The sequence below is a fragment of the Methylocystis sp. B8 genome, from assembly GCF_005771425.1.
In the GTDB taxonomy this organism is placed as follows: Bacteria; Pseudomonadota; Alphaproteobacteria; order Rhizobiales; family Beijerinckiaceae; genus Methylocystis.
The window spans coordinates 1-16395 of record NZ_VBTZ01000017.1 but is presented as its reverse complement, the minus strand read 5'-3'; the positions used below and the strand labels follow the sequence as shown (position 1 = coordinate 16395).

The window sequence follows — 16395 nt, the reverse complement described above, 5'->3', positions numbered from 1 at the left end:
ATTATCCCGACGCCGATCACCATGGACGAGCTCGAAGACATGCTCATGGAGCACGGCATCATGAAGGCGGTCGACGAAAGCCAGATCGGCAAAACCGCCGCCGAACTCACCGCTATCGCTTAATTATCAACGTCGAGAGAGCGGATAGGGGATCCGCTCTCTCCATCAAGGGAATCTGGAGAGGAACAATGAGCCTGTCACCTGCTCAGAGCGTTGCGGAAATCAAGAGCCGCAATAAAGCGCTCATCGAAGAAGTATTGAAAGTCTATCCGGAAAAGACTGCGAAGCGCCGCGCCAAGCACCTCAATGTGCATGAGCAAGGCAAGCAGGACTGCGGCGTCAAATCGAACATCAAGTCGATCCCAGGCGTCATGACCATTCGCGGTTGCGCCTACGCGGGTTCGAAGGGCGTGGTGTGGGGTCCGATCAAGGACATGATCCACATCAGCCACGGTCCGGTCGGCTGCGGCCAATATTCCTGGGCCGCGCGCCGCAACTACTACATCGGAACGACGGGCATCGACACCTTCGTCACGATGCAGTTCACCTCGGACTTCCAAGAAAAGGACATCGTTTTTGGCGGCGACAAGAAGCTTGCCAAAATCATGGACGAAATCCAGGAGCTGTTTCCGCTGAACAACGGCATCACCGTTCAGTCGGAATGCCCGATCGGACTCATTGGCGACGATATCGAAGCCGTCTCCAAGCAGAAGTCGAAAGAATACGATGGCAAGACGATTGTGCCGGTGCGCTGCGAGGGCTTCCGCGGCGTGTCGCAGTCGCTCGGCCATCATATCGCCAATGACGCGATCCGCGACTGGGTCTTCGACAAAATGGACCCGAACGCCGCGCCGCGCTTCGAGCCAACCCCTTACGACGTCGCCATCATCGGCGACTACAACATTGGCGGCGACGCCTGGTCTTCGCGCATTCTGCTCGAAGAAATGGGCTTGCGCGTGATCGCCCAATGGTCGGGCGACGGCTCGTTGGCGGAGCTCGAGGCGACGCCGAAGGCGAAGCTCAATGTGCTCCATTGCTACCGTTCGATGAACTACATCTCCCGCCATATGGAAGAGAAGTACGGCATTCCGTGGTGCGAGTATAACTTCTTCGGGCCGAGCAAGATCGCCGAATCGCTGCGCAAAATCGCCAGCTACTTCGATGACAAAATCAAAGAAGGGGCTGAGCGAGTCATCGCCAAATATCAGCCGCTCATGGATGCGGTCATCGCGAAATACCGTCCGCGGCTTGAAGGCAAGACGGTCATGCTGTTCGTCGGCGGTCTGCGTCCGCGTCACGTGATCGGCGCTTACGAAGACCTCGGCATGGAAGTTGTCGGCACCGGCTACGAGTTCGGCCACAACGACGACTATCAGCGCACCGCCCAGCATTACGTCAAGGACGGCACGCTGATCTACGACGACGTGACCGGATATGAATTCGAGCGCTTCGTCGAGAAGATTCAGCCGGATCTCGTCGGCTCGGGCATTAAGGAGAAGTACGTCTTCCAGAAAATGGGCGTGCCCTTCCGTCAAATGCACAGCTGGGACTATTCAGGCCCCTATCACGGCTATGACGGCTTCGCGATTTTCGCGCGCGACATGGACATGGCGATCAATGCGCCGGTCTGGAAGATGGCCAAGGCGCCTTGGAAGACTGCGCCGGCGCCGATTCTGCAAGCCGCTGAATAAATGATCGGGTTCGGCGCGAAAATTTCGTTCGGCGCCGGACCTTCACCTCAACACGGGACGTAAGGGTGTCACCATGCCCCAGAATGCCGATAATGTGCTCGACCACTTCGACCTCTTCAGGGGGCCGGAATACCAGCAGATGCTGGCCAATAAGAAAAAGATGTTTGAGAACCCCCGTGATCCGGCCGAGGTCGAGCGAGTCCGTGAATGGGCTAAGACTCCCGAATATCGGGAGAAGAATTTTGCGCGCGAAGCTTTGACCGTTAATCCGGCCAAAGCTTGCCAGCCGCTGGGCGCGGTCTTCGCCGCGGTCGGTTTCGAAGGAACAATCCCCTTCGTGCATGGATCGCAGGGCTGCGTCGCCTATTACCGCAGCCACCTCTCGCGCCACTTCAAGGAGCCGAGCTCTTGCGTCTCCTCGTCGATGACTGAGGATGCCGCGGTCTTTGGCGGCCTCAACAACATGATCGATGGTCTCGCGAATACGTACAATATGTACAAGCCGAAGATGATCGCGGTTTCCACTACCTGCATGGCGGAAGTCATCGGCGACGATCTCAACGCCTTTATCAAGACGTCGAAGGAAAAGGGCTCAGTGCCTGCCGAATATGACGTCCCGTTTGCGCATACCCCGGCCTTTGTCGGCAGCCATGTCACTGGCTACGACAATGCGTTGAAGGGCATCATTGAGCACTTCTGGGACGGCAAGGCGGGCACCGCCCCGAAACTCGAGCGCCAGGTGAATGAAACGATCAACTTCATCGGCGGTTTCGACGGCTACACGGTTGGCAACATCCGCGAGATCAAGCGTATTTTTGGCCTGATGGGCGTCGAGGCGACGATCCTCGCTGACAACAGCGAAGTGTTCGACACGCCGACGGACGGCGAGTTCCGCATGTATGATGGCGGCACGACGCTGGCTGAGACTGAGAAGGCGCTCAATGCAAAGGCGACGATCTCGATGCAAGAATATTGCACCGAGAAGACGCTGCCTTTGATCAAAGAGCATGGCCAGGAGACGGTGGCGTTCAACCACCCGATCGGCGTGACCGCGACGGATAAATTCCTGCTCGAAATCTCGCGGATCACCGGCAAACCAATTCCGCTTGCATTGGAGAAGGAACGCGGAAGGCTCGTTGACGCGATCGCCGATTCGAGCGCCCACATACACGGCAAGAAGTTCGCGATCTATGGCGATCCCGATCTCTGCCTGGGCCTCGCGGGCTTCCTGCTGGAGCTCGGCGCCGAGCCGACGCATGTGCTTGCGACGAACGGCGGCAAGGCTTGGGCCGAAAAGGTGCAGAAGTTGTTCGATAGCTCGCCGTTCGGGAAGAACTGCCATGTTTATCCCGGCAAGGATCTCTGGCACATGCGCTCGCTGCTGTTCACCGAGCCTGTCGACTTCCTCATCGGCAACACCTACGGGAAATATCTCGAGCGCGACACGGGCACGCCGCTGATTCGCATCGGCTTCCCGATCTTTGATCGCCACCATCACCACCGTTACCCGGTGTGGGGCTATCAGGGCGGCTTGAACACGCTGGTTTGGATCCTCGACCGTATCTTCGAGTCGATCGACGCCAACACCAATGTTCCTGCGAAGAGCGACTACAGCTTCGATATCATTCGCTGATCATCGGGACTGCTCCCGCGCCTATGCGCGGGAGCGGTCCAACTCTTGCTCCCAAAGATCCGTTCCGAACGCGACTGAGGACAAGGCCAATGAGTTCGCTTTCTGCAACGATCCAGGACGTTTTCAACGAGCCTGGTTGTGGCAAAAACGCCAACAAGTCGGAAGCAGAACGAAAAAAGGGCTGCACAAAGCAGTTGCAACCAGGCGGCGCCGCCGGCGGCTGCGCGTTTGACGGAGCGAAGATCGCTCTTCAGCCGCTGACCGACGTGGCGCATCTCGTTCACGGGCCCATCGCCTGCGAAGGCAATTCCTGGGACAATCGCGGCGCAAAGTCTTCTGGATCCAATCTTTGGCGCACCGGCTTCACGACCGACATCAATGAGACAGATGTCGTGTTCGGCGGAGAGAAGCGGCTCTATAAATCAATCAAGGAAATAATCGAGAAATACGACCCGCCCGCAGTTTTCGTCTATCAGACCTGCGTGCCGGCGATGATCGGCGACGATATTGACGCCGTATGCAAGGCGGCGCGGGAGAAATTCGGCAAGCCCGTCATTCCGGTCAACTCGCCTGGCTTTGTTGGACCAAAGAATCTCGGAAATAAGCTTGCAGGCGAAGCGCTGCTCCAGCACGTGATCGGCACGGAAGAGCCAGACTACACGACGCCGTATGATCTAAACATCATCGGCGAATACAATCTCTCGGGTGAGCTGTGGCAGGTGAAGCCGCTCCTCGACGAAATCGGGATCCGTGTTCTTTCCTGTATCTCGGGCGATGGCAAATATCGCGAGGTCGCCTATTCGCATCGCGCCAAGGCGGCGATGATGGTCTGCTCCAAGGCGATGATCAACGTCGCGCGTAAGATGGAAGAGCGCTACGGCATTCCGTTCTTTGAAGGGTCCTTCTACGGCATCGAGGACACGAGCGACTCACTGCGGGAGATCGCGAGGCTGCTGATTGAACGGGGCGCGCCGTCCGATCTGATGGATCGCACGGAAGCGGTGATCGCTCGAGAGGAAGCCAGGGCCTGGGCGGCGATAGCGAAATTTAAACCGCGCTTCGAAGGCAAGAAAGTTTTGTTGATCACGGGCGGCGTGAAATCATGGTCGGTGGTGGCGGCGCTGCAAGAAGCGGGGCTCGAACTTGTCGGCACGTCGGTGAAAAAATCGACAAAGGAAGACAAGGAGCGCATCAAAGAGCTCATGGGCCAAGACGCGCATATGATTGAGGATATGACGCCGCGCGAGATGTACAAGATGCTGAAGGACGCGCGCGCCGACATCATGCTGTCTGGCGGCCGCTCCCAATTCATCGCGCTCAAGGCCTCCATGCCATGGCTCGACATCAATCAGGAACGCCACCACGCCTATATGGGCTATGTCGGCATGGTGAAGCTCGTCGAAGAGATCGACAAGGCGCTTTATAATCCGGTCTGGGCGCAGGTACGCAAACCGGCGCCGTGGGAAGATCCATCGACGAATTGGCAATCGAAAGCGATTGCCGCGGCCGAAGCCGAGGCGGCGGCTCTCGCCGCCGATCCGGTAAAGGCCGAGGAGGTTCGTCGCGCAAAGAAGATCTGCAACTGCAAGAGCGTCGAGCTCGGCGTGATCGAGGATGCGATCCTCGCCAACGGCCTCACGACGGTTGAAGGCGTCCGCGAACACACGAACGCTTCCGGCGGCTGCGGAGCCTGCGCGATCCGCATTGACGAAATACTCGAACTGATGGCGCCTGTTGCGCCGCCAATCGCGGCGGAGTGATCATGGCGACTGTGACCGTCGGCAAGAAAGCGTGTTCGGTTAATCCGCTGAAAATGAGCCAGCCGATCGGCGGCGCGCTTGCCTTCATGGGATTGCGCGGAGCAATGCCGCTTTTGCATGGCTCGCAGGGATGCACGTCCTTTGGACTCGTCCTGTTCACCCGGCACTTCAAAGAAGCGATACCGATGCAGACGACCGCCATGAGCGAAGTTGCGACGGTGCTCGGTGGCTATGAGAATGTCGAACAGGCGATCCTCAACATCTATAAGCGCGCCAAGCCGGAGATCATCGGCATATGCTCGACCGGCGTGACCGAGACCAAAGGCGACGACGTCGACGGCTACATTCGGCAGATTCGCGCCAAACATTCAGATGTCGCTAACCTGCCTATCGTTTACGTGTCCACGCCTGATTTCAAGGATGCGTTCCAGGACGGGTGGGGTAAGACCGTCGCGAAGATCGTCGAAGCCTTGGTCGAGGCGCCGAAGAACACGTCTCGGCGGGATGCAACGCGCGTCAACGTGCTGCCGGGAAGCCACCTGACGCCGGGAGATCTCGATGAGTTGCGAACGATCATCGAGGATTTCGGGCTTGAGCCCACTTTCCTCCCGGACCTTTCAGGTTCTCTCGACGGACACATTCCCGACGACTTCACGCCGACGACGATTGGCGGCGTGGGCGTTGAGGAAGTCGCCGCCATGGGACAGGCGGGATGGACGATCGCCATCGGCGAGCAGATGCGCCTTGCAGCCGAGGCTATGAAGGACAAGACGGGCATACCCTATCGACTGTTTGAACGTCTCTGTGGCCTCGAGCCTAATGACGCGTTCATCGCCTTCTTGAGCGAGATCAGCGGAAGGCCGGCGCCTATGAAATACCGTCGGCAGCGCGGACAGCTCGTCGACGCCATGCTCGATGGCCATTTCCACATCGGCGGACGGAAGGTCGCGATCGGCGCCGAACCGGATCTCTTGCATGACGTCGGCGGCCTTCTGACCGAGATGGGCGCTCACATTCTCGTGGCGGTCACGACGACGCAATCTCCCATACTAGAACGGATCGCGACGGACGATGTCCTTATCGGAGATCTTGAGGATCTTGAAAATCTCGCGCGCGAGCGCGGCTGCGACCTTCTCGTCACCCATTCGCATGGTCGGCAAGGCGCGGCGAGGTTGAAGATTCCGTTCTTTCGGATCGGCATTCCGATGTTCGATCGGCTCGGCGGCGGCCACCAATTGACCGTCGGCTATCGCGGCGGACGCGATCTCATCTTTGACATCAGCAATCTGCTGATGGCCGACCACGAGGAAAACCATGAACCTACGCCGGAGAGCTGGCGCGGCGGCGTCGAGTCGTTGCATACGGCCTCGCACTGACAGAATGGAGGCGTCATGAAAGTCGCATTCGCCACCCAGGATCTCAAGCGCGTCGATGCGCATTTCGGCTGGGCGAAAAACATTGCGATCTATGAGATCGGGCCCGAGGGCCACGAGTTCGTCGAGGCGATTGAGTTTGACGGCGACCTCAAGGAAGACGGCAATGAGGACAAACTCGCGCCGAAGATCGATGCGATCAAAGACTGCGCCATTCTCTATGTCGCGGCGATTGGCGGATCAGGCGCCGCGCGCGTCGTCGCCAACAACATCCATCCGATGAAGGTTAACCAACCAGAGAATATCGCTGACCTGCTCGCGAAGCTGGAGGAGGTGTTGCGCGGCGTGCCGCCGCCATGGCTCCGCAAGGCGTTGGCGAAAGGCAAAGAGCGTGTGCTGGATTTCGAGGACTAAGGAGCGAACATGTCGATGGCTATAGCGGGACTCGAGGAGAACTCAGTCGCCGAGCTTCCCTTCATTAAAGAGCTCATCAAAGTTTGGCGCGCACAGGATACGCATGGCGCTTGGGAGGGAAAAAGCGATCTTGAGCTTCTGTCTCCCTACATCGTCGATAAGGAAGCGCGCCGCGCGTTGCCCATCATCGGCGATCCGGATCCGGAAACCATCTGGCGGCTTGAGCTGTTTTTCAACGCTGTGTGTTTGATGATTGAGCGCGCGACCGGCGTGATGATCTCGCCGATGCTCAAGATGAGCCATGAGGGTTTCGGCCGCATGGTTCTCATCGGTGGAAGACTCATCGTTGTGAACAAACAACTGCGGGACGTTCATCGCTTCGGCTTCGATAGCTTCGAGAAGTTCGCCGCAGAAGGCGACAAATATGTACAAGCGGGCGTCGAGATGATCGAGAAATTTCCCGCCGTGGCGAACTACTGAGGCAGAGGCATGAGTGAGATTGACGACCTGAAGGCTGAGATCAAGAAGCTATCGGCCAAGGCCATGCAAGCAAAGATGGATCTGCACGATCTTTCTGAGGAGCTGCCGATCAATTGGGGCTCGATCATGAGCGTCGCGCAAAAGGCGCATGACGCATTCGCGGAACTCGAACAGAAACGCGCGACTCTGAAAGCTTTGGAGACCGTTTAACTAGGAAAGTCGATAATCCATGTCACAGGCGACTCGCGACGGGCGGGACTGGAGTCCTGAGTATCTTCTCGCAATCGATGCGAAGAAATGCATCGGATGCGGGCGATGTTACAAAGTGTGCGGTCGTGAGGTCATGACGCTCAAGGGCCTCAATGAGGACGGCGAGCTCGTGCCGCTCGACGACGAGGATGACGACGAAGTCGAAAAGAAGATCATGGTGATGAATGACGTCGGCGCATGTATCGGATGCGGGGCCTGCGCGCGCGTGTGTCCGACCAATTGTCAGACGCACGGCGAAGTCGCCATGGAGGTTGCCTGAAATTAGGATGGAGCGCGGCGGGATCGCCGCGCTTCACGAAGGCGTCGCTCAATGAGCGTCACTCGATGCCCTGCTCACGCGCCTTCCACATTGCCGCAATCCGAAAACGCTCAGCAATTGCGACCGGGTCCGCGAGCATTTTTTCTTGCGCCTCTTTGAGCGCCTTGACAGCAATCTCTGTCTCTTCACGCGTCAGCGCCACGTGGCCGGCAACATGTGTGGCGTCGGGCATGACGCTCAATATCTTCCACTTGAGGGGGTGTTGGTTCACTTCAGTGAGGTCGACAGCTTCGAGTTTGCCATCGAGATAAATTGCAAAACCGATCACCTCAAGTTTGCGACCGTCTTCGGTTGTTTTCACGAGGGTCTTCATCGATCTTAACCTTCCTGTGTGGCAAGCCAGCCATAGCCGCCTTGATCCCAGAGCTGAGCGAGGATTTGGTCCGCGCTCCAGTCAGGGCTGCGCGCTTTGAGCTCCTGAAAGTCGTTCAGGAACCGACGCGCATCTTCGTCTTGAAGAATCGCGCATGACCCTTCCGATTTGTTGCGCAGCTGAAACCCGTTGTCACGCGTAGACGCCGACAACGCATATTCTGCGCCCTCTTCGAGCAAGGTGTATTCTTGGTCGACGTTGTCCATCGTAGGCGCGCCTTCACGCAGCTACCGCGGGAGTGTCCTCGGCGCGCTCCCATTCGGCCCAAGCGCCGTCATATACGGCGACGTCGGCGCGTCCCAGGAGATAGAGCGCAAGCGCCGTCATGCACGATGATATTCCCGATGCGCAGGTCGCGACGATCGGCTTTGCGAGGTCGACCCCGGCCGCTTGAAACCGCGCCTTAAGCGCTGGCGCATTGAGCAGCGCGCCGGTATCGCTATGCACCATGTCCGCCCAAGGCACATTGATTGCGCCGGGCATATGGCCGAGCCTTTTGAACGAAAAGACGTCAGCCTGGCTACCGTCGAATTTGCCAGGTCCACGCGCATCGACGATTTGCTCGGCGCCGGCCTCGAGATTGGCTTTCATCTGCGTATAATCGCGGACGAGTTCGGGCCGGAATTTGACGGTAAAGCTGCTTGGACTGGGGCGCACAGGCGACATTTCAGTCGGATGTTTTTCTGCGACCCATTTGCCAAAACCGCCGTCAAGCATCGCGACATTGTCATAGCCGAACACACGGAACATCCACCAAACTCTCGCTGCGGCCGAGCCGCCAAAGAGTCGATCGTAGACGATGACGCGATCGCCATCGCCTACGCCGAGTAAGCCCACTTTTTTCGCAAAATCCGCGGCGCTCGGCAGCATATGCGGCAGATCTGAGTCTGGATCGGCGATGTGATCGATATCGAAATGGACGGATCCAGGCAGATGCCGACCTCGATATTGGTTGCGTCCATCGAGGTTGGTGCTTGGATGGTGCCAGGTGCAATCGAGGATGCGAATGTCCGCTTCGCTCAGATGATTGGCGAGCCATTCGGTGCTCACAAGCGCGCCGGGGACCTGTTCAGCCATAGCTGTCAACCTCGTCTTAAAAGGGGCGTTGATGTCGTGCTAGCACGCCTTGCGACGTGCTTCTCGATGAGCTCAAGGGCCAACAGGTAGTGGATAGCCCGGACGCGGGTGCGTGCCATAATAGTCCGGGCGCTCGGGCCAATCGCCTTGCTTGAAGCAGAACTTCACGAGGCGTACCGGCGCGCCGTTCGAGCAGGACACCTCAGCGAATTTGATTTCCCGATCCCCAGGGCCTGCGGAAAAATCGGCGACGGTCTTTCCGTCCGCGGCGCATGCGCGAACGAAGCCGGGCGTGCCGACGCTACCGGACGAGACGGGATTTGCGACAAAGTTCGGAGACTCGTTTTCGCCGTCCGCAGGACCGAAGGCTGGAGTTGCGAAGGTGAAAGTCACAAGGAGGCCGCTACGGTCCACGGCGAGGTCTGCGGTCAAGGGGCGCGCCACCGAATAGACAGAAAGCGTGCCGCCATTGAGTAGCTCCTTGATTTCTTCCAGCGAGCGATTTGCGAATTCGGATGCAAGATTCATCGTTGGCTCCGTGAGAGTGATCCTCGGGAATGGCATCAAGATTCATGCCACCAAAGCCATGCGCCGGAGGCCCAGGAGCAGAGTTTGCACGCAATTTGCTTTTTGGCTGTTCGACGAGGAACGGCGCATCATCATGCTTGACGTAGCGATCATCGGCGCGGGAGTGAGCGGGCTCGCGCTCGCAAAGAGAATTCAGAAGCGTGGGCTGAGCTTCGCAGTATTCGAGGCGCGCGACCGCATTGGCGGTCGAATATTCACTACGCCTGGACGCAGCGGCGGCGGGCTCGATCTCGGCGCCGGCTGGTACTGGCCAGAAACCCAACCGCTCGTCGCCGCGCTCATAGAGGAATTGGGACTGAGCAGCTACGCCCAACATGATGCCGGCGGCGTGCTGCATTTGCGTGAGGCGGACAAAAAAGCAGAACGCATCGACGACCAGCGACTTTACGACGGCGCGCGCCGACTGCATGGCGGCATGGCGGCGCTTGTTAATGCGATCGCAAAGACGCTCCCAGCGGATGCGATCAGACTGAATCACCGCGTGACCCGCCTTTGCGATCGAGGCGATCATGTCGAGCTGACGTTTCTGGTCGACGGGAAGTCGTCGGTCATGACCGCAAGTCACGTTATCCTGTCGCTTCCGCCACGGCTCTTGCGGGAAACGATAGAGTTCTCGCCCAGCCTCGACGAGGCGACTGACCGCGCTCTTCTTGGCGCTGAAACCTGGATGGCGGCGCAAGCGAAGGTCGCAGTGGAGGTCTCCGCGCCGTTTTGGCGAGAGAACGGGCTTTCTGGTTCAGCCTATGTCACGCATGAGCAAGCGATCTTGGGCGAAATCTTTGACGCCAGCGATCCCTCGACGCAGCTCTTCGCGCTTGGAGGATTTATGGCGCTTGATCCGCAGCTGCGCGAGAATTTCAGCGTCGGTCTGCCGCTTCTGATCGCCAGCCAGCTTGGCTCAGTATTTGGCGGCGACGTCGACTGTCAGGCGACGCATTACAAGGATTGGGCGCAGGAGCCCTTCACCTGCAGCGCCGCTGACCGAATGGGTGAGACGTCGGATCAAACCGGAGACGTCGCCAACCCCCTACTGCGCCGCGCGCTGTGGGACAAGAAGCTGTATTTCGGCGGCTCGGAAACTGCTGTGCGCAACGCTGGCTACATTGAAGGCGCATTGGACGCCGCGCGTCGCGTCGGCCGCACGCTTACAGCGCTCGCGGACAAGCAGGGTTTGGCGTCGCGGACCGAAGAGGATGACGCTTCCAAGGATCTCAATGAAACATGCCTGATACGCTTCGGCCGCTGGGTCGACGTCCAGTCTGACGGCATCTTCGAAGATTACCGTCGCCGTTTGACGAGGGGGCTCGCGTCGCAGCAGCGCGACAGTCTGACGCAACACGCAATCCTCAGCGCAATCGAAGACATCTTTCAGCAAGCGCTCACGTTTCTCGACTCGCTTCCCTTTGATTTGGCGGCGACAAAGGTCGAGCGTGGCCGCATTGCCCTTATGCCGCAAATTCAACAGCCCTTCGGGGACTTGATCCAAACCATCATGGATGATGTCGTCGCCTTCAACCAGACGTCATGCGCCTTGTCGAATTTTCCTGACGAGCATCGTCTCTCTCGGGAATATAAATCTGTTATCATGCAGGACATCGCCGGCGCCTGGCGGGAGTTCTTGCTCTCGGCGAACGGAAGACTTCTCGAAAGGAAGAACGCAGAATGCGTAGGAGAAAACGCAAATGACTGAGGTGGCGGAGTCGCAAGAAGAATCCGAGCTTATCGCCTATGTCGTCTGCGGTCTTAACGACATTCCCAGTCGGCGGGCGCGTGGATTTCATCTGGTCATCGTGGACGAAAACGGTGAGGAGAAGCCCCTCCCGATCATCATTGTCCGCTGGGGAAAGCAGGTGTTTGGCTATCTCAACATATGCCCACACGACGGCGTCAATCTCGATTGGGAGCGCAATCAGTTCCTCGACTCAAATGGCTTGAGGTTGATGTGCGGCAAGCACGGCGCGACTTTTGAGATTGGCACCGGCGCTTGCGTCGACGGACCCTGTCTTGGGAACGGCCTAACGCCCGTCGCTCTCAAGGTGATTGACGACGACATTTGCATATTGGGAGTCACTCTCGCCGAGGAGACTGAAAGCGAGGAGGAGACTCCCGATTCGTAGAGAGTTGCGTTTAGGCGATTGCGTCTAAACGCAGAAGAGGTGACCGAATAGGATAAGCCGGCAACGCCTTAAGCTAAATGCCGGCTTATCTTGCAGAGCGCCTCAGACCGGGCGATTTTCATTGCGGTTCTTCACCGGCTCCATCCGCTCCACGCCCTGTTGATAAGCGATGATCTCGAAAGCGTCGTTGAATTTCATCGCTGCGTCGAGCAGGTAATCCGTCTTACCCGCCGTATCGAGTTTCTTGATGTCATTTTTGTCGACGCTACAGAGATCCATCATCTCCTTCCAAACCGTCGACTCGTCACAGGGCAGGACGTTGAATGTGATCTCGCCGATCTTCACGCGAAATTTCGACAGCAGGTCGATGTTATTGCAAAACATGAAGTAGACGCCATCAGGCGAAAGCAGGTCGCCGAGTACTTCGACGGCGGTTTCCAGATACGCGAAATTATGAAGATAGCCTGCAAGGATCGGAATCGTAGGTTCGTTCTCCCGCACGAAGGTCAAAACCTGCTCGATGCAGAAGTCCGGCGGTCGCTTTTCGTCCGCGACTTGCGACTGGAATTTGAGCGCGATGTCCCCTCGGAAACCGAACCGACCCGGCTTGCTTGTGGGGCCTTTCAGAACTGCGTTGAGCAGGCGGCCTTCACGCTCCAGGCGAGCGAGGGCAGTCTTCTCAATCTGTGTCATCGACGATTCTCCAAATAGATTTCGTGCACGCCCTGGCCGCGAGCGTAGGCGTATCGAGCCGCCGGCATGCAAAAACCTGGCCGTGGACTCTGCCTGGGCGGACTTACGACGCATGTAAGGAATCGAACATTTTTGCTGTCGAATGCCAAAATCCAAGGTTCAAATGCCCCCTCTCAGGACGGCATATGTTTTGCTTCGATCGGTTCGGATGAACGCATCTTAGTTGGAAGCGCGTCATGATCAATTTGACAAACAGCGCCCTGAACGCAGTCCAGACCGCAATTTCCGGCTCCCCCGATCCGGTCGACGGATTGCGGATCAAAGTCGAAGCCGGCGGCTGCGCGGGATACCAATATAGAATGGGCCTTGTGCGCGAAGGTGAGCCCGACGACACGGTCATCGAGCGTGAGGGCGTCAAGCTCTATATCGACAATAGCAGCCATGAGCTGCTTGCCGGGACGACGATCGATTATGTCGTCGCCGTGCAAGGCTCGGGTTTCACCTTTGACAATCCAAACGCACAATCGAGCTGCTCTTGCGGCAAGTCATTTGGATGAGCCTGGGGGTGCGGAGGCGCCTGGGGCGCTTCCGCTAGGAAACGAGGATGGGCATATGTTGCAGAATGCGGAAGCGGCGCCGGAGAAGCAGATGGCCGATAAGGAAGAGCTCATTCGGTCGGTGATCGACGAGATTCGGCCGAATTTGCGCCGCGACGGGGGCGATTGCGAATTAATTGAGGTATGCGGCAACAAGGTCATGGTGCGCCTGACCGGCGCCTGCGTGTTCTGCAAGCTGAGCAGCGCGACGCTCGAGGGAATTCAGGCTCGGGTCGTCGAGAGGCTCGGCGAATTCGTGCGGATCGTCCCGGTCGCCGGCGCCCCCGCCCGCAATTGAGCGGGGCGCAAGTGACCCGCGTCTATTTGGATAACAACGCGACGACGCGCGCCGATCCGCGGGTCGTCGAGAAGATGTTGCCTTATTTTGCGGATGAGTTCGGCAACGCCTCGTCGACCCATCTCTTCGGCGCTGAAGTGTCGACTGCGGTCAGGGACGCGCGTCGTAGCGTTCAGGCTCTTATCGGCGCTGCGCATGATCATGAGATCGTCTTCACTTCTGGCGGCACCGAGTCAGATAATGCGGCGATCCTCGCGGGGCTTGTCGCCGTGGAGGGACGAGACGAGATCGTAACATCCGCTGTCGAGCACCCGGCGATCCTGTCCTTGATCGATTATTTACGCGAGAAGCGTGGAGTCACGGCCCATGTAATTGGGGTCGATGAGTCTGGGCGTCTCGACATGGACGCTTTTCGCGCGGCGCTCGGACCCAGGACAGCGATCGTGTCGATCATGTGGGCGAACAATGAGACGGGAACTCTATTTCCCGTCGAGCGCTTGGCCGATCTCGCCCATGAAGCCGGCGCTCTGTTTCACACCGACGCCGTACAAGCCGTTGGCAAGACGCCCATAGATCTGAAGTCGACGAAGATCGACCTCCTGTCGCTTTCCGCGCATAAACTTCATGGGCCAAAGGGCGTTGGCGCCCTTTACGTACGCAAGGGAACGAAGTTCAGCCCATTGATCCGCGGCGGTCATCAAGAACGTACGCGGCGTGGCGGCACGGAGAACACGCCGGGCATCGTTGGGCTGGGGATGGCCGCCGAAATTATTCGCGCGCGTCTCGACGAAGAGGCTATGCAGATTCGAGCATTGAGAGATCGCCTGGAAACTCGGATATTGAGCGAGATCGGGCATTGCCGCGTCTCGGGCGACCTCGAAAATCGTCTTCCCAACACCTCGAACGTCGCCTTCTTCGACATAGAAGGAGAGGCGGTGCTGACCAATCTCAATCGCGCGGGCGTCGCCGCCTCAACGGGCTCCGCCTGCACGGCAGGCTCTAACGAGCCATCGCACGTGTTGCGCGCAATGAACATTCCCGCGCGGGCGTTGCAAGGCGCGGTCCGCTTCTCTTTCTCGCGCGACAACACCGAGGCGGACGTCGATCGCGTTATGGAAGTTTTGCCCGGCGTCGTCGCCAAGCTTCGCGAGATGGCGCGCGCGGCGACCGAAACACAACCAGCGCTCACGTAAGGCAGTGAGTCCGAAGATTCCCGATTAAGGAGCCGAACAACATGAAGATTATGATCCGCCGGTCTCCCGAAGCCGGACTCTCGATCTACGTCCCGAAAAAGGACCTCGAGGAGCCGATCGTCGAGAGTGAGCATGAAGGGCTGTGGGGCGGGTGGATACGCATCGCCAATGGTTGGGTGCTCGATCTTCCAGAAATGGCTGCGGAGACGACGCTGCCGATCACGATCAACGCCCGTAAGCGGGGAGAAGAGGAGTAACGCTTGTGAACGCTCCTTTCGTAGGCCACACCATTATAGAGGGCGCTCAGGCCGAGGACATTCTTTCTGGCCTCGCTTTGGAGCTCAGGACTGGCGCGATTGTGCCCTATCTAGGCCCCGAATTGGCGGACCTCGCGGCGACCAGCGCGCCGACGACGCCAGAAGCTCTCGCCGGCTTCTTCGCGACGAAGGTCGCGCTGCCGAAACGCGCAAAAGGCAACGCCTGGGCAAGCGCGCAGCATATCGAGAGCATGAAGCACCGCTCCACGGTTACGGCCTTGATGAACGAGGCGTTCGCGCCCAAAGTCGAGCCGACGCCTCTGCACCGGCATCTTGCGGCGCTCAAATTGCCGATGATCGTCGACAGCTGGTATGATTCCGCAATGCGCGATGCGCTCTCTAGTCGAGATGACTGGGGCGAAGTGCAAGGCATTACGCGCGCCGGCATCGGCGAAGACCGATGGTATCGCTTTTATGACGTTGGCGGCGCCGAGGTCGCGAAGACCGAAGCAGAGGCATGGGCGACTTTGTTATACAAGCCGCATGGCGCGGTCGCCCCGGCAAAAAATTATCTGATTTCGGACGCGGACTATGTCGAGGTGCTTACCGAAATCGACATCCAGACGCCAATCCCGGAAATTGTCAAAAACCGGCGGACTCAGCGGAGCTTCTTCTTTATCGGCTGTCGTTTTCACGACCAGATGCTGCGAACCTACGCGCGTCAGATCACCAAGCGATCAGCGACAACGCATCACGCGATCGTCGCGCCCGATCGTCTGACAAAAAATGAATTAAAGTTCCTGACGATACAAGGGATCATCCCGCTCGCAATCCCTCTTGGGCGCGCGAGCGAAATTCTTATCGGCTAAGCGCAGATAGTCCTCACAAGTCGATCGCCGCATGGCGCAGGAATTCGTTTCCTGCGCCATCGCTTCTTTTGTCGACCACATCATCACCGGGCCTCCAGCGTTAACATCAAGCACAAGCGCTCAAATCCTTGTCGAGGTTTACGACATGGCGCGCGCCTTCGGGCGCATATGAAAGCGCAATATGTCCAAAGATTTGAAGGACGCGAAGCCCCTCACGCCATAAAGACATTGAATTTCAAAAACTTAATTTGATTACCGGTTGTCCGATTCGTGGCATGCAAGTTGCCAAGTGTATTTTTAGGAAGCCTTTTAAACTCTGTCGGCTTGTTGGCGATTTGTATTCGCCCCGGGGACGGACGAGGGCGAAGCGGAAGGATTCAGCCATGGACACGCA

At 58.2% G+C, this 16395-nt stretch carries 21 protein-coding genes and 1 pseudogene; 17 read left to right on the top strand and 5 right to left on the bottom strand.

The window, feature by feature from the left end:
* The 9 genes and pseudogenes from nifH to fdxB all read left to right on the top strand — a co-directional run.
* A pseudogene (gene nifH, locus FEV16_RS17380) lies at nucleotides 1-123 on the top strand (nitrogenase reductase); the annotation flags it as partial.
* Between the two features lie 65 nt (nucleotides 124-188).
* Entirely contained in the window at nucleotides 189-1691 is a 1503-nt protein-coding gene (nifD, locus tag FEV16_RS16585; protein WP_138168715.1) for a nitrogenase molybdenum-iron protein alpha chain, read from the top strand.
* A 73-nt stretch (nucleotides 1692-1764) separates the two neighbouring features.
* Complete coding sequence (gene nifK / locus FEV16_RS16580) at nucleotides 1765-3324, top strand: nitrogenase molybdenum-iron protein subunit beta (RefSeq protein WP_138168714.1); 1560 nt, start codon at nucleotides 1765-1767, stop codon at nucleotides 3322-3324.
* 89 nt (nucleotides 3325-3413) lie between these two features.
* Complete coding sequence (gene nifE / locus FEV16_RS16575; protein WP_138168713.1) at nucleotides 3414-5084, top strand: nitrogenase iron-molybdenum cofactor biosynthesis protein NifE; 1671 nt, start codon at nucleotides 3414-3416, stop codon at nucleotides 5082-5084.
* 2 nt (nucleotides 5085-5086) lie between these two features.
* Nucleotides 5087-6460 (top strand): nitrogenase iron-molybdenum cofactor biosynthesis protein NifN, encoded by a 1374-nt coding sequence (gene nifN, locus FEV16_RS16570; RefSeq protein WP_138168712.1) that lies wholly within the window; start codon nucleotides 5087-5089, stop codon nucleotides 6458-6460.
* A gap of 15 nt (nucleotides 6461-6475) precedes the next feature.
* Nucleotides 6476-6871: a nitrogen fixation protein NifX gene (nifX, locus tag FEV16_RS16565; RefSeq protein WP_138168711.1), complete on the top strand. Its 396-nt coding sequence runs from the start codon at nucleotides 6476-6478 to the stop codon at nucleotides 6869-6871.
* Nucleotides 6872-6880: 9 nt separating this feature from the next.
* Complete coding sequence (locus tag FEV16_RS16560; protein ID WP_138168710.1) at nucleotides 6881-7351, top strand: NifX-associated nitrogen fixation protein; 471 nt, start codon at nucleotides 6881-6883, stop codon at nucleotides 7349-7351.
* Between the two features lie 9 nt (nucleotides 7352-7360).
* Nucleotides 7361-7561, top strand: a complete 201-nt coding sequence (locus tag FEV16_RS16555) for a CCE_0567 family metalloprotein (RefSeq protein WP_138168709.1) — start codon at nucleotides 7361-7363, stop codon at nucleotides 7559-7561.
* 19 nt (nucleotides 7562-7580) lie between these two features.
* Nucleotides 7581-7880 (top strand): ferredoxin III, nif-specific, encoded by a 300-nt coding sequence (gene fdxB / locus FEV16_RS16550; protein WP_138168708.1) that lies wholly within the window; start codon nucleotides 7581-7583, stop codon nucleotides 7878-7880.
* Between the two features lie 58 nt (nucleotides 7881-7938).
* Here fdxB and FEV16_RS16545 read toward each other — a convergent pair whose 3' ends face one another.
* From FEV16_RS16545 to FEV16_RS16530, 4 genes are all read right to left on the bottom strand, one after another.
* A complete protein-coding gene (locus tag FEV16_RS16545; protein WP_138168707.1) occupies nucleotides 7939-8253 on the bottom strand; it encodes a hypothetical protein in 315 nt (104 codons plus the stop codon).
* Between the two features lie 5 nt (nucleotides 8254-8258).
* Entirely contained in the window at nucleotides 8259-8519 is a 261-nt protein-coding gene (locus FEV16_RS16540) for a hypothetical protein (RefSeq protein WP_138168706.1), read from the bottom strand.
* Between the two features lie 13 nt (nucleotides 8520-8532).
* Nucleotides 8533-9390, bottom strand: coding sequence for a rhodanese-like domain-containing protein (locus FEV16_RS16535; RefSeq protein ID WP_138168705.1), 858 nt, complete (start codon nucleotides 9388-9390; stop codon nucleotides 8533-8535).
* 72 nt (nucleotides 9391-9462) lie between these two features.
* Nucleotides 9463-9918 carry a hypothetical protein gene (locus FEV16_RS16530; protein WP_138168704.1) on the bottom strand — a complete coding sequence of 152 codons (456 nt, stop codon included), beginning with the start codon at nucleotides 9916-9918 and terminating at the stop codon, nucleotides 9463-9465.
* 133 nt (nucleotides 9919-10051) lie between these two features.
* On the opposite strand from FEV16_RS16530, the gene FEV16_RS16525 reads away from it, so the two are divergent.
* Together FEV16_RS16525 and FEV16_RS16520 are read left to right on the top strand one after the other, a co-directional pair.
* Nucleotides 10052-11668 carry an NAD(P)/FAD-dependent oxidoreductase gene (locus FEV16_RS16525; RefSeq protein ID WP_138168703.1) on the top strand — a complete coding sequence of 539 codons (1617 nt, stop codon included), beginning with the start codon at nucleotides 10052-10054 and terminating at the stop codon, nucleotides 11666-11668.
* On the top strand, nucleotides 11661-12095 hold the full coding sequence (locus FEV16_RS16520) for a Rieske 2Fe-2S domain-containing protein (RefSeq protein ID WP_138168702.1): 435 nt from the start codon (nucleotides 11661-11663) through the stop codon (nucleotides 12093-12095). The genes FEV16_RS16525 and FEV16_RS16520 overlap by 8 nt, the downstream gene beginning before the upstream one ends.
* Nucleotides 12096-12197: 102 nt before the next feature.
* On the opposite strand, the gene FEV16_RS16515 is transcribed toward FEV16_RS16520, so the two are convergent.
* On the bottom strand, nucleotides 12198-12788 hold the full coding sequence (locus FEV16_RS16515) for a hypothetical protein (protein WP_138168701.1): 591 nt from the start codon (nucleotides 12786-12788) through the stop codon (nucleotides 12198-12200).
* A gap of 236 nt (nucleotides 12789-13024) precedes the next feature.
* On the opposite strand from FEV16_RS16515, the gene FEV16_RS16510 reads away from it, so the two are divergent.
* Genes FEV16_RS16510 through FEV16_RS17035 form a run of 6 tightly spaced genes read left to right on the top strand, consistent with a single transcriptional unit; the run spans nucleotide 13025 to nucleotide 16173 of the window.
* Complete coding sequence (locus FEV16_RS16510; RefSeq protein ID WP_138168700.1) at nucleotides 13025-13345, top strand: iron-sulfur cluster assembly accessory protein; 321 nt, start codon at nucleotides 13025-13027, stop codon at nucleotides 13343-13345.
* 55 nt (nucleotides 13346-13400) lie between these two features.
* Nucleotides 13401-13682, top strand: a complete 282-nt coding sequence (locus FEV16_RS16505) for a NifU family protein (RefSeq protein ID WP_138168699.1) — start codon at nucleotides 13401-13403, stop codon at nucleotides 13680-13682.
* Between the two features lie 11 nt (nucleotides 13683-13693).
* Complete coding sequence (gene nifS, locus FEV16_RS16500) at nucleotides 13694-14875, top strand: cysteine desulfurase NifS (RefSeq protein ID WP_138168698.1); 1182 nt, start codon at nucleotides 13694-13696, stop codon at nucleotides 14873-14875.
* Between the two features lie 41 nt (nucleotides 14876-14916).
* The gene (gene nifT / locus FEV16_RS16495) at nucleotides 14917-15132 is read left to right on the top strand and encodes a putative nitrogen fixation protein NifT (protein ID WP_138168697.1); all 216 of its coding nucleotides are present in this window, start codon (nucleotides 14917-14919) and stop codon (nucleotides 15130-15132) included.
* Between the two features lie 5 nt (nucleotides 15133-15137).
* The gene (locus FEV16_RS16490; RefSeq protein WP_138168696.1) at nucleotides 15138-16001 is read left to right on the top strand and encodes an SIR2 family protein; all 864 of its coding nucleotides are present in this window, start codon (nucleotides 15138-15140) and stop codon (nucleotides 15999-16001) included.
* A gap of 31 nt (nucleotides 16002-16032) precedes the next feature.
* A complete protein-coding gene (locus FEV16_RS17035; protein ID WP_171015278.1) occupies nucleotides 16033-16173 on the top strand; it encodes a hypothetical protein in 141 nt (46 codons plus the stop codon).
* Nucleotides 16174-16395 lie beyond the last annotated feature (222 nt).

Bases quoted from the DNA above. Each gene is read 5' to 3' on its own strand.
- FEV16_RS16510 (WP_138168700.1), top strand. From the start codon at position 13,025: ATGATCAATTTGACAAACAGCGCCCTGAACGCAGTCCAGACCGCAATT.
- nifD (WP_138168715.1), top strand. From the start codon at position 189: ATGAGCCTGTCACCTGCTCAGAGCGTTGCGGAAATCAAGAGCCGCAAT.
- FEV16_RS16560 (WP_138168710.1), top strand. From the start codon at position 6,881: ATGTCGATGGCTATAGCGGGACTCGAGGAGAACTCAGTCGCCGAGCTT.
- nifN (WP_138168712.1), top strand. From the start codon at position 5,087: ATGGCGACTGTGACCGTCGGCAAGAAAGCGTGTTCGGTTAATCCGCTG.
- nifT (WP_138168697.1), top strand. From the start codon at position 14,917: ATGAAGATTATGATCCGCCGGTCTCCCGAAGCCGGACTCTCGATCTAC.
- nifX (WP_138168711.1), top strand. From the start codon at position 6,476: ATGAAAGTCGCATTCGCCACCCAGGATCTCAAGCGCGTCGATGCGCAT.
- FEV16_RS16520 (WP_138168702.1), top strand. From the start codon at position 11,661: ATGACTGAGGTGGCGGAGTCGCAAGAAGAATCCGAGCTTATCGCCTAT.
- nifE (WP_138168713.1), top strand. From the start codon at position 3,414: ATGAGTTCGCTTTCTGCAACGATCCAGGACGTTTTCAACGAGCCTGGT.
- FEV16_RS16525 (WP_138168703.1), top strand. From the start codon at position 10,052: ATGCTTGACGTAGCGATCATCGGCGCGGGAGTGAGCGGGCTCGCGCTC.
- FEV16_RS16540 (WP_138168706.1), bottom strand. From the start codon at position 8,519: ATGGACAACGTCGACCAAGAATACACCTTGCTCGAAGAGGGCGCAGAA.
- FEV16_RS16555 (WP_138168709.1), top strand. From the start codon at position 7,361: ATGAGTGAGATTGACGACCTGAAGGCTGAGATCAAGAAGCTATCGGCC.
- FEV16_RS16530 (WP_138168704.1), bottom strand. From the start codon at position 9,918: ATGAATCTTGCATCCGAATTCGCAAATCGCTCGCTGGAAGAAATCAAG.
- FEV16_RS16515 (WP_138168701.1), bottom strand. From the start codon at position 12,788: ATGACACAGATTGAGAAGACTGCCCTCGCTCGCCTGGAGCGTGAAGGC.
- nifK (WP_138168714.1), top strand. From the start codon at position 1,765: ATGCCCCAGAATGCCGATAATGTGCTCGACCACTTCGACCTCTTCAGG.
- FEV16_RS17035 (WP_171015278.1), top strand. From the start codon at position 16,033: ATGGCGCAGGAATTCGTTTCCTGCGCCATCGCTTCTTTTGTCGACCAC.
- fdxB (WP_138168708.1), top strand. From the start codon at position 7,581: ATGTCACAGGCGACTCGCGACGGGCGGGACTGGAGTCCTGAGTATCTT.
- FEV16_RS16505 (WP_138168699.1), top strand. From the start codon at position 13,401: ATGTTGCAGAATGCGGAAGCGGCGCCGGAGAAGCAGATGGCCGATAAG.
- FEV16_RS16545 (WP_138168707.1), bottom strand. From the start codon at position 8,253: ATGAAGACCCTCGTGAAAACAACCGAAGACGGTCGCAAACTTGAGGTG.
- FEV16_RS16535 (WP_138168705.1), bottom strand. From the start codon at position 9,390: ATGGCTGAACAGGTCCCCGGCGCGCTTGTGAGCACCGAATGGCTCGCC.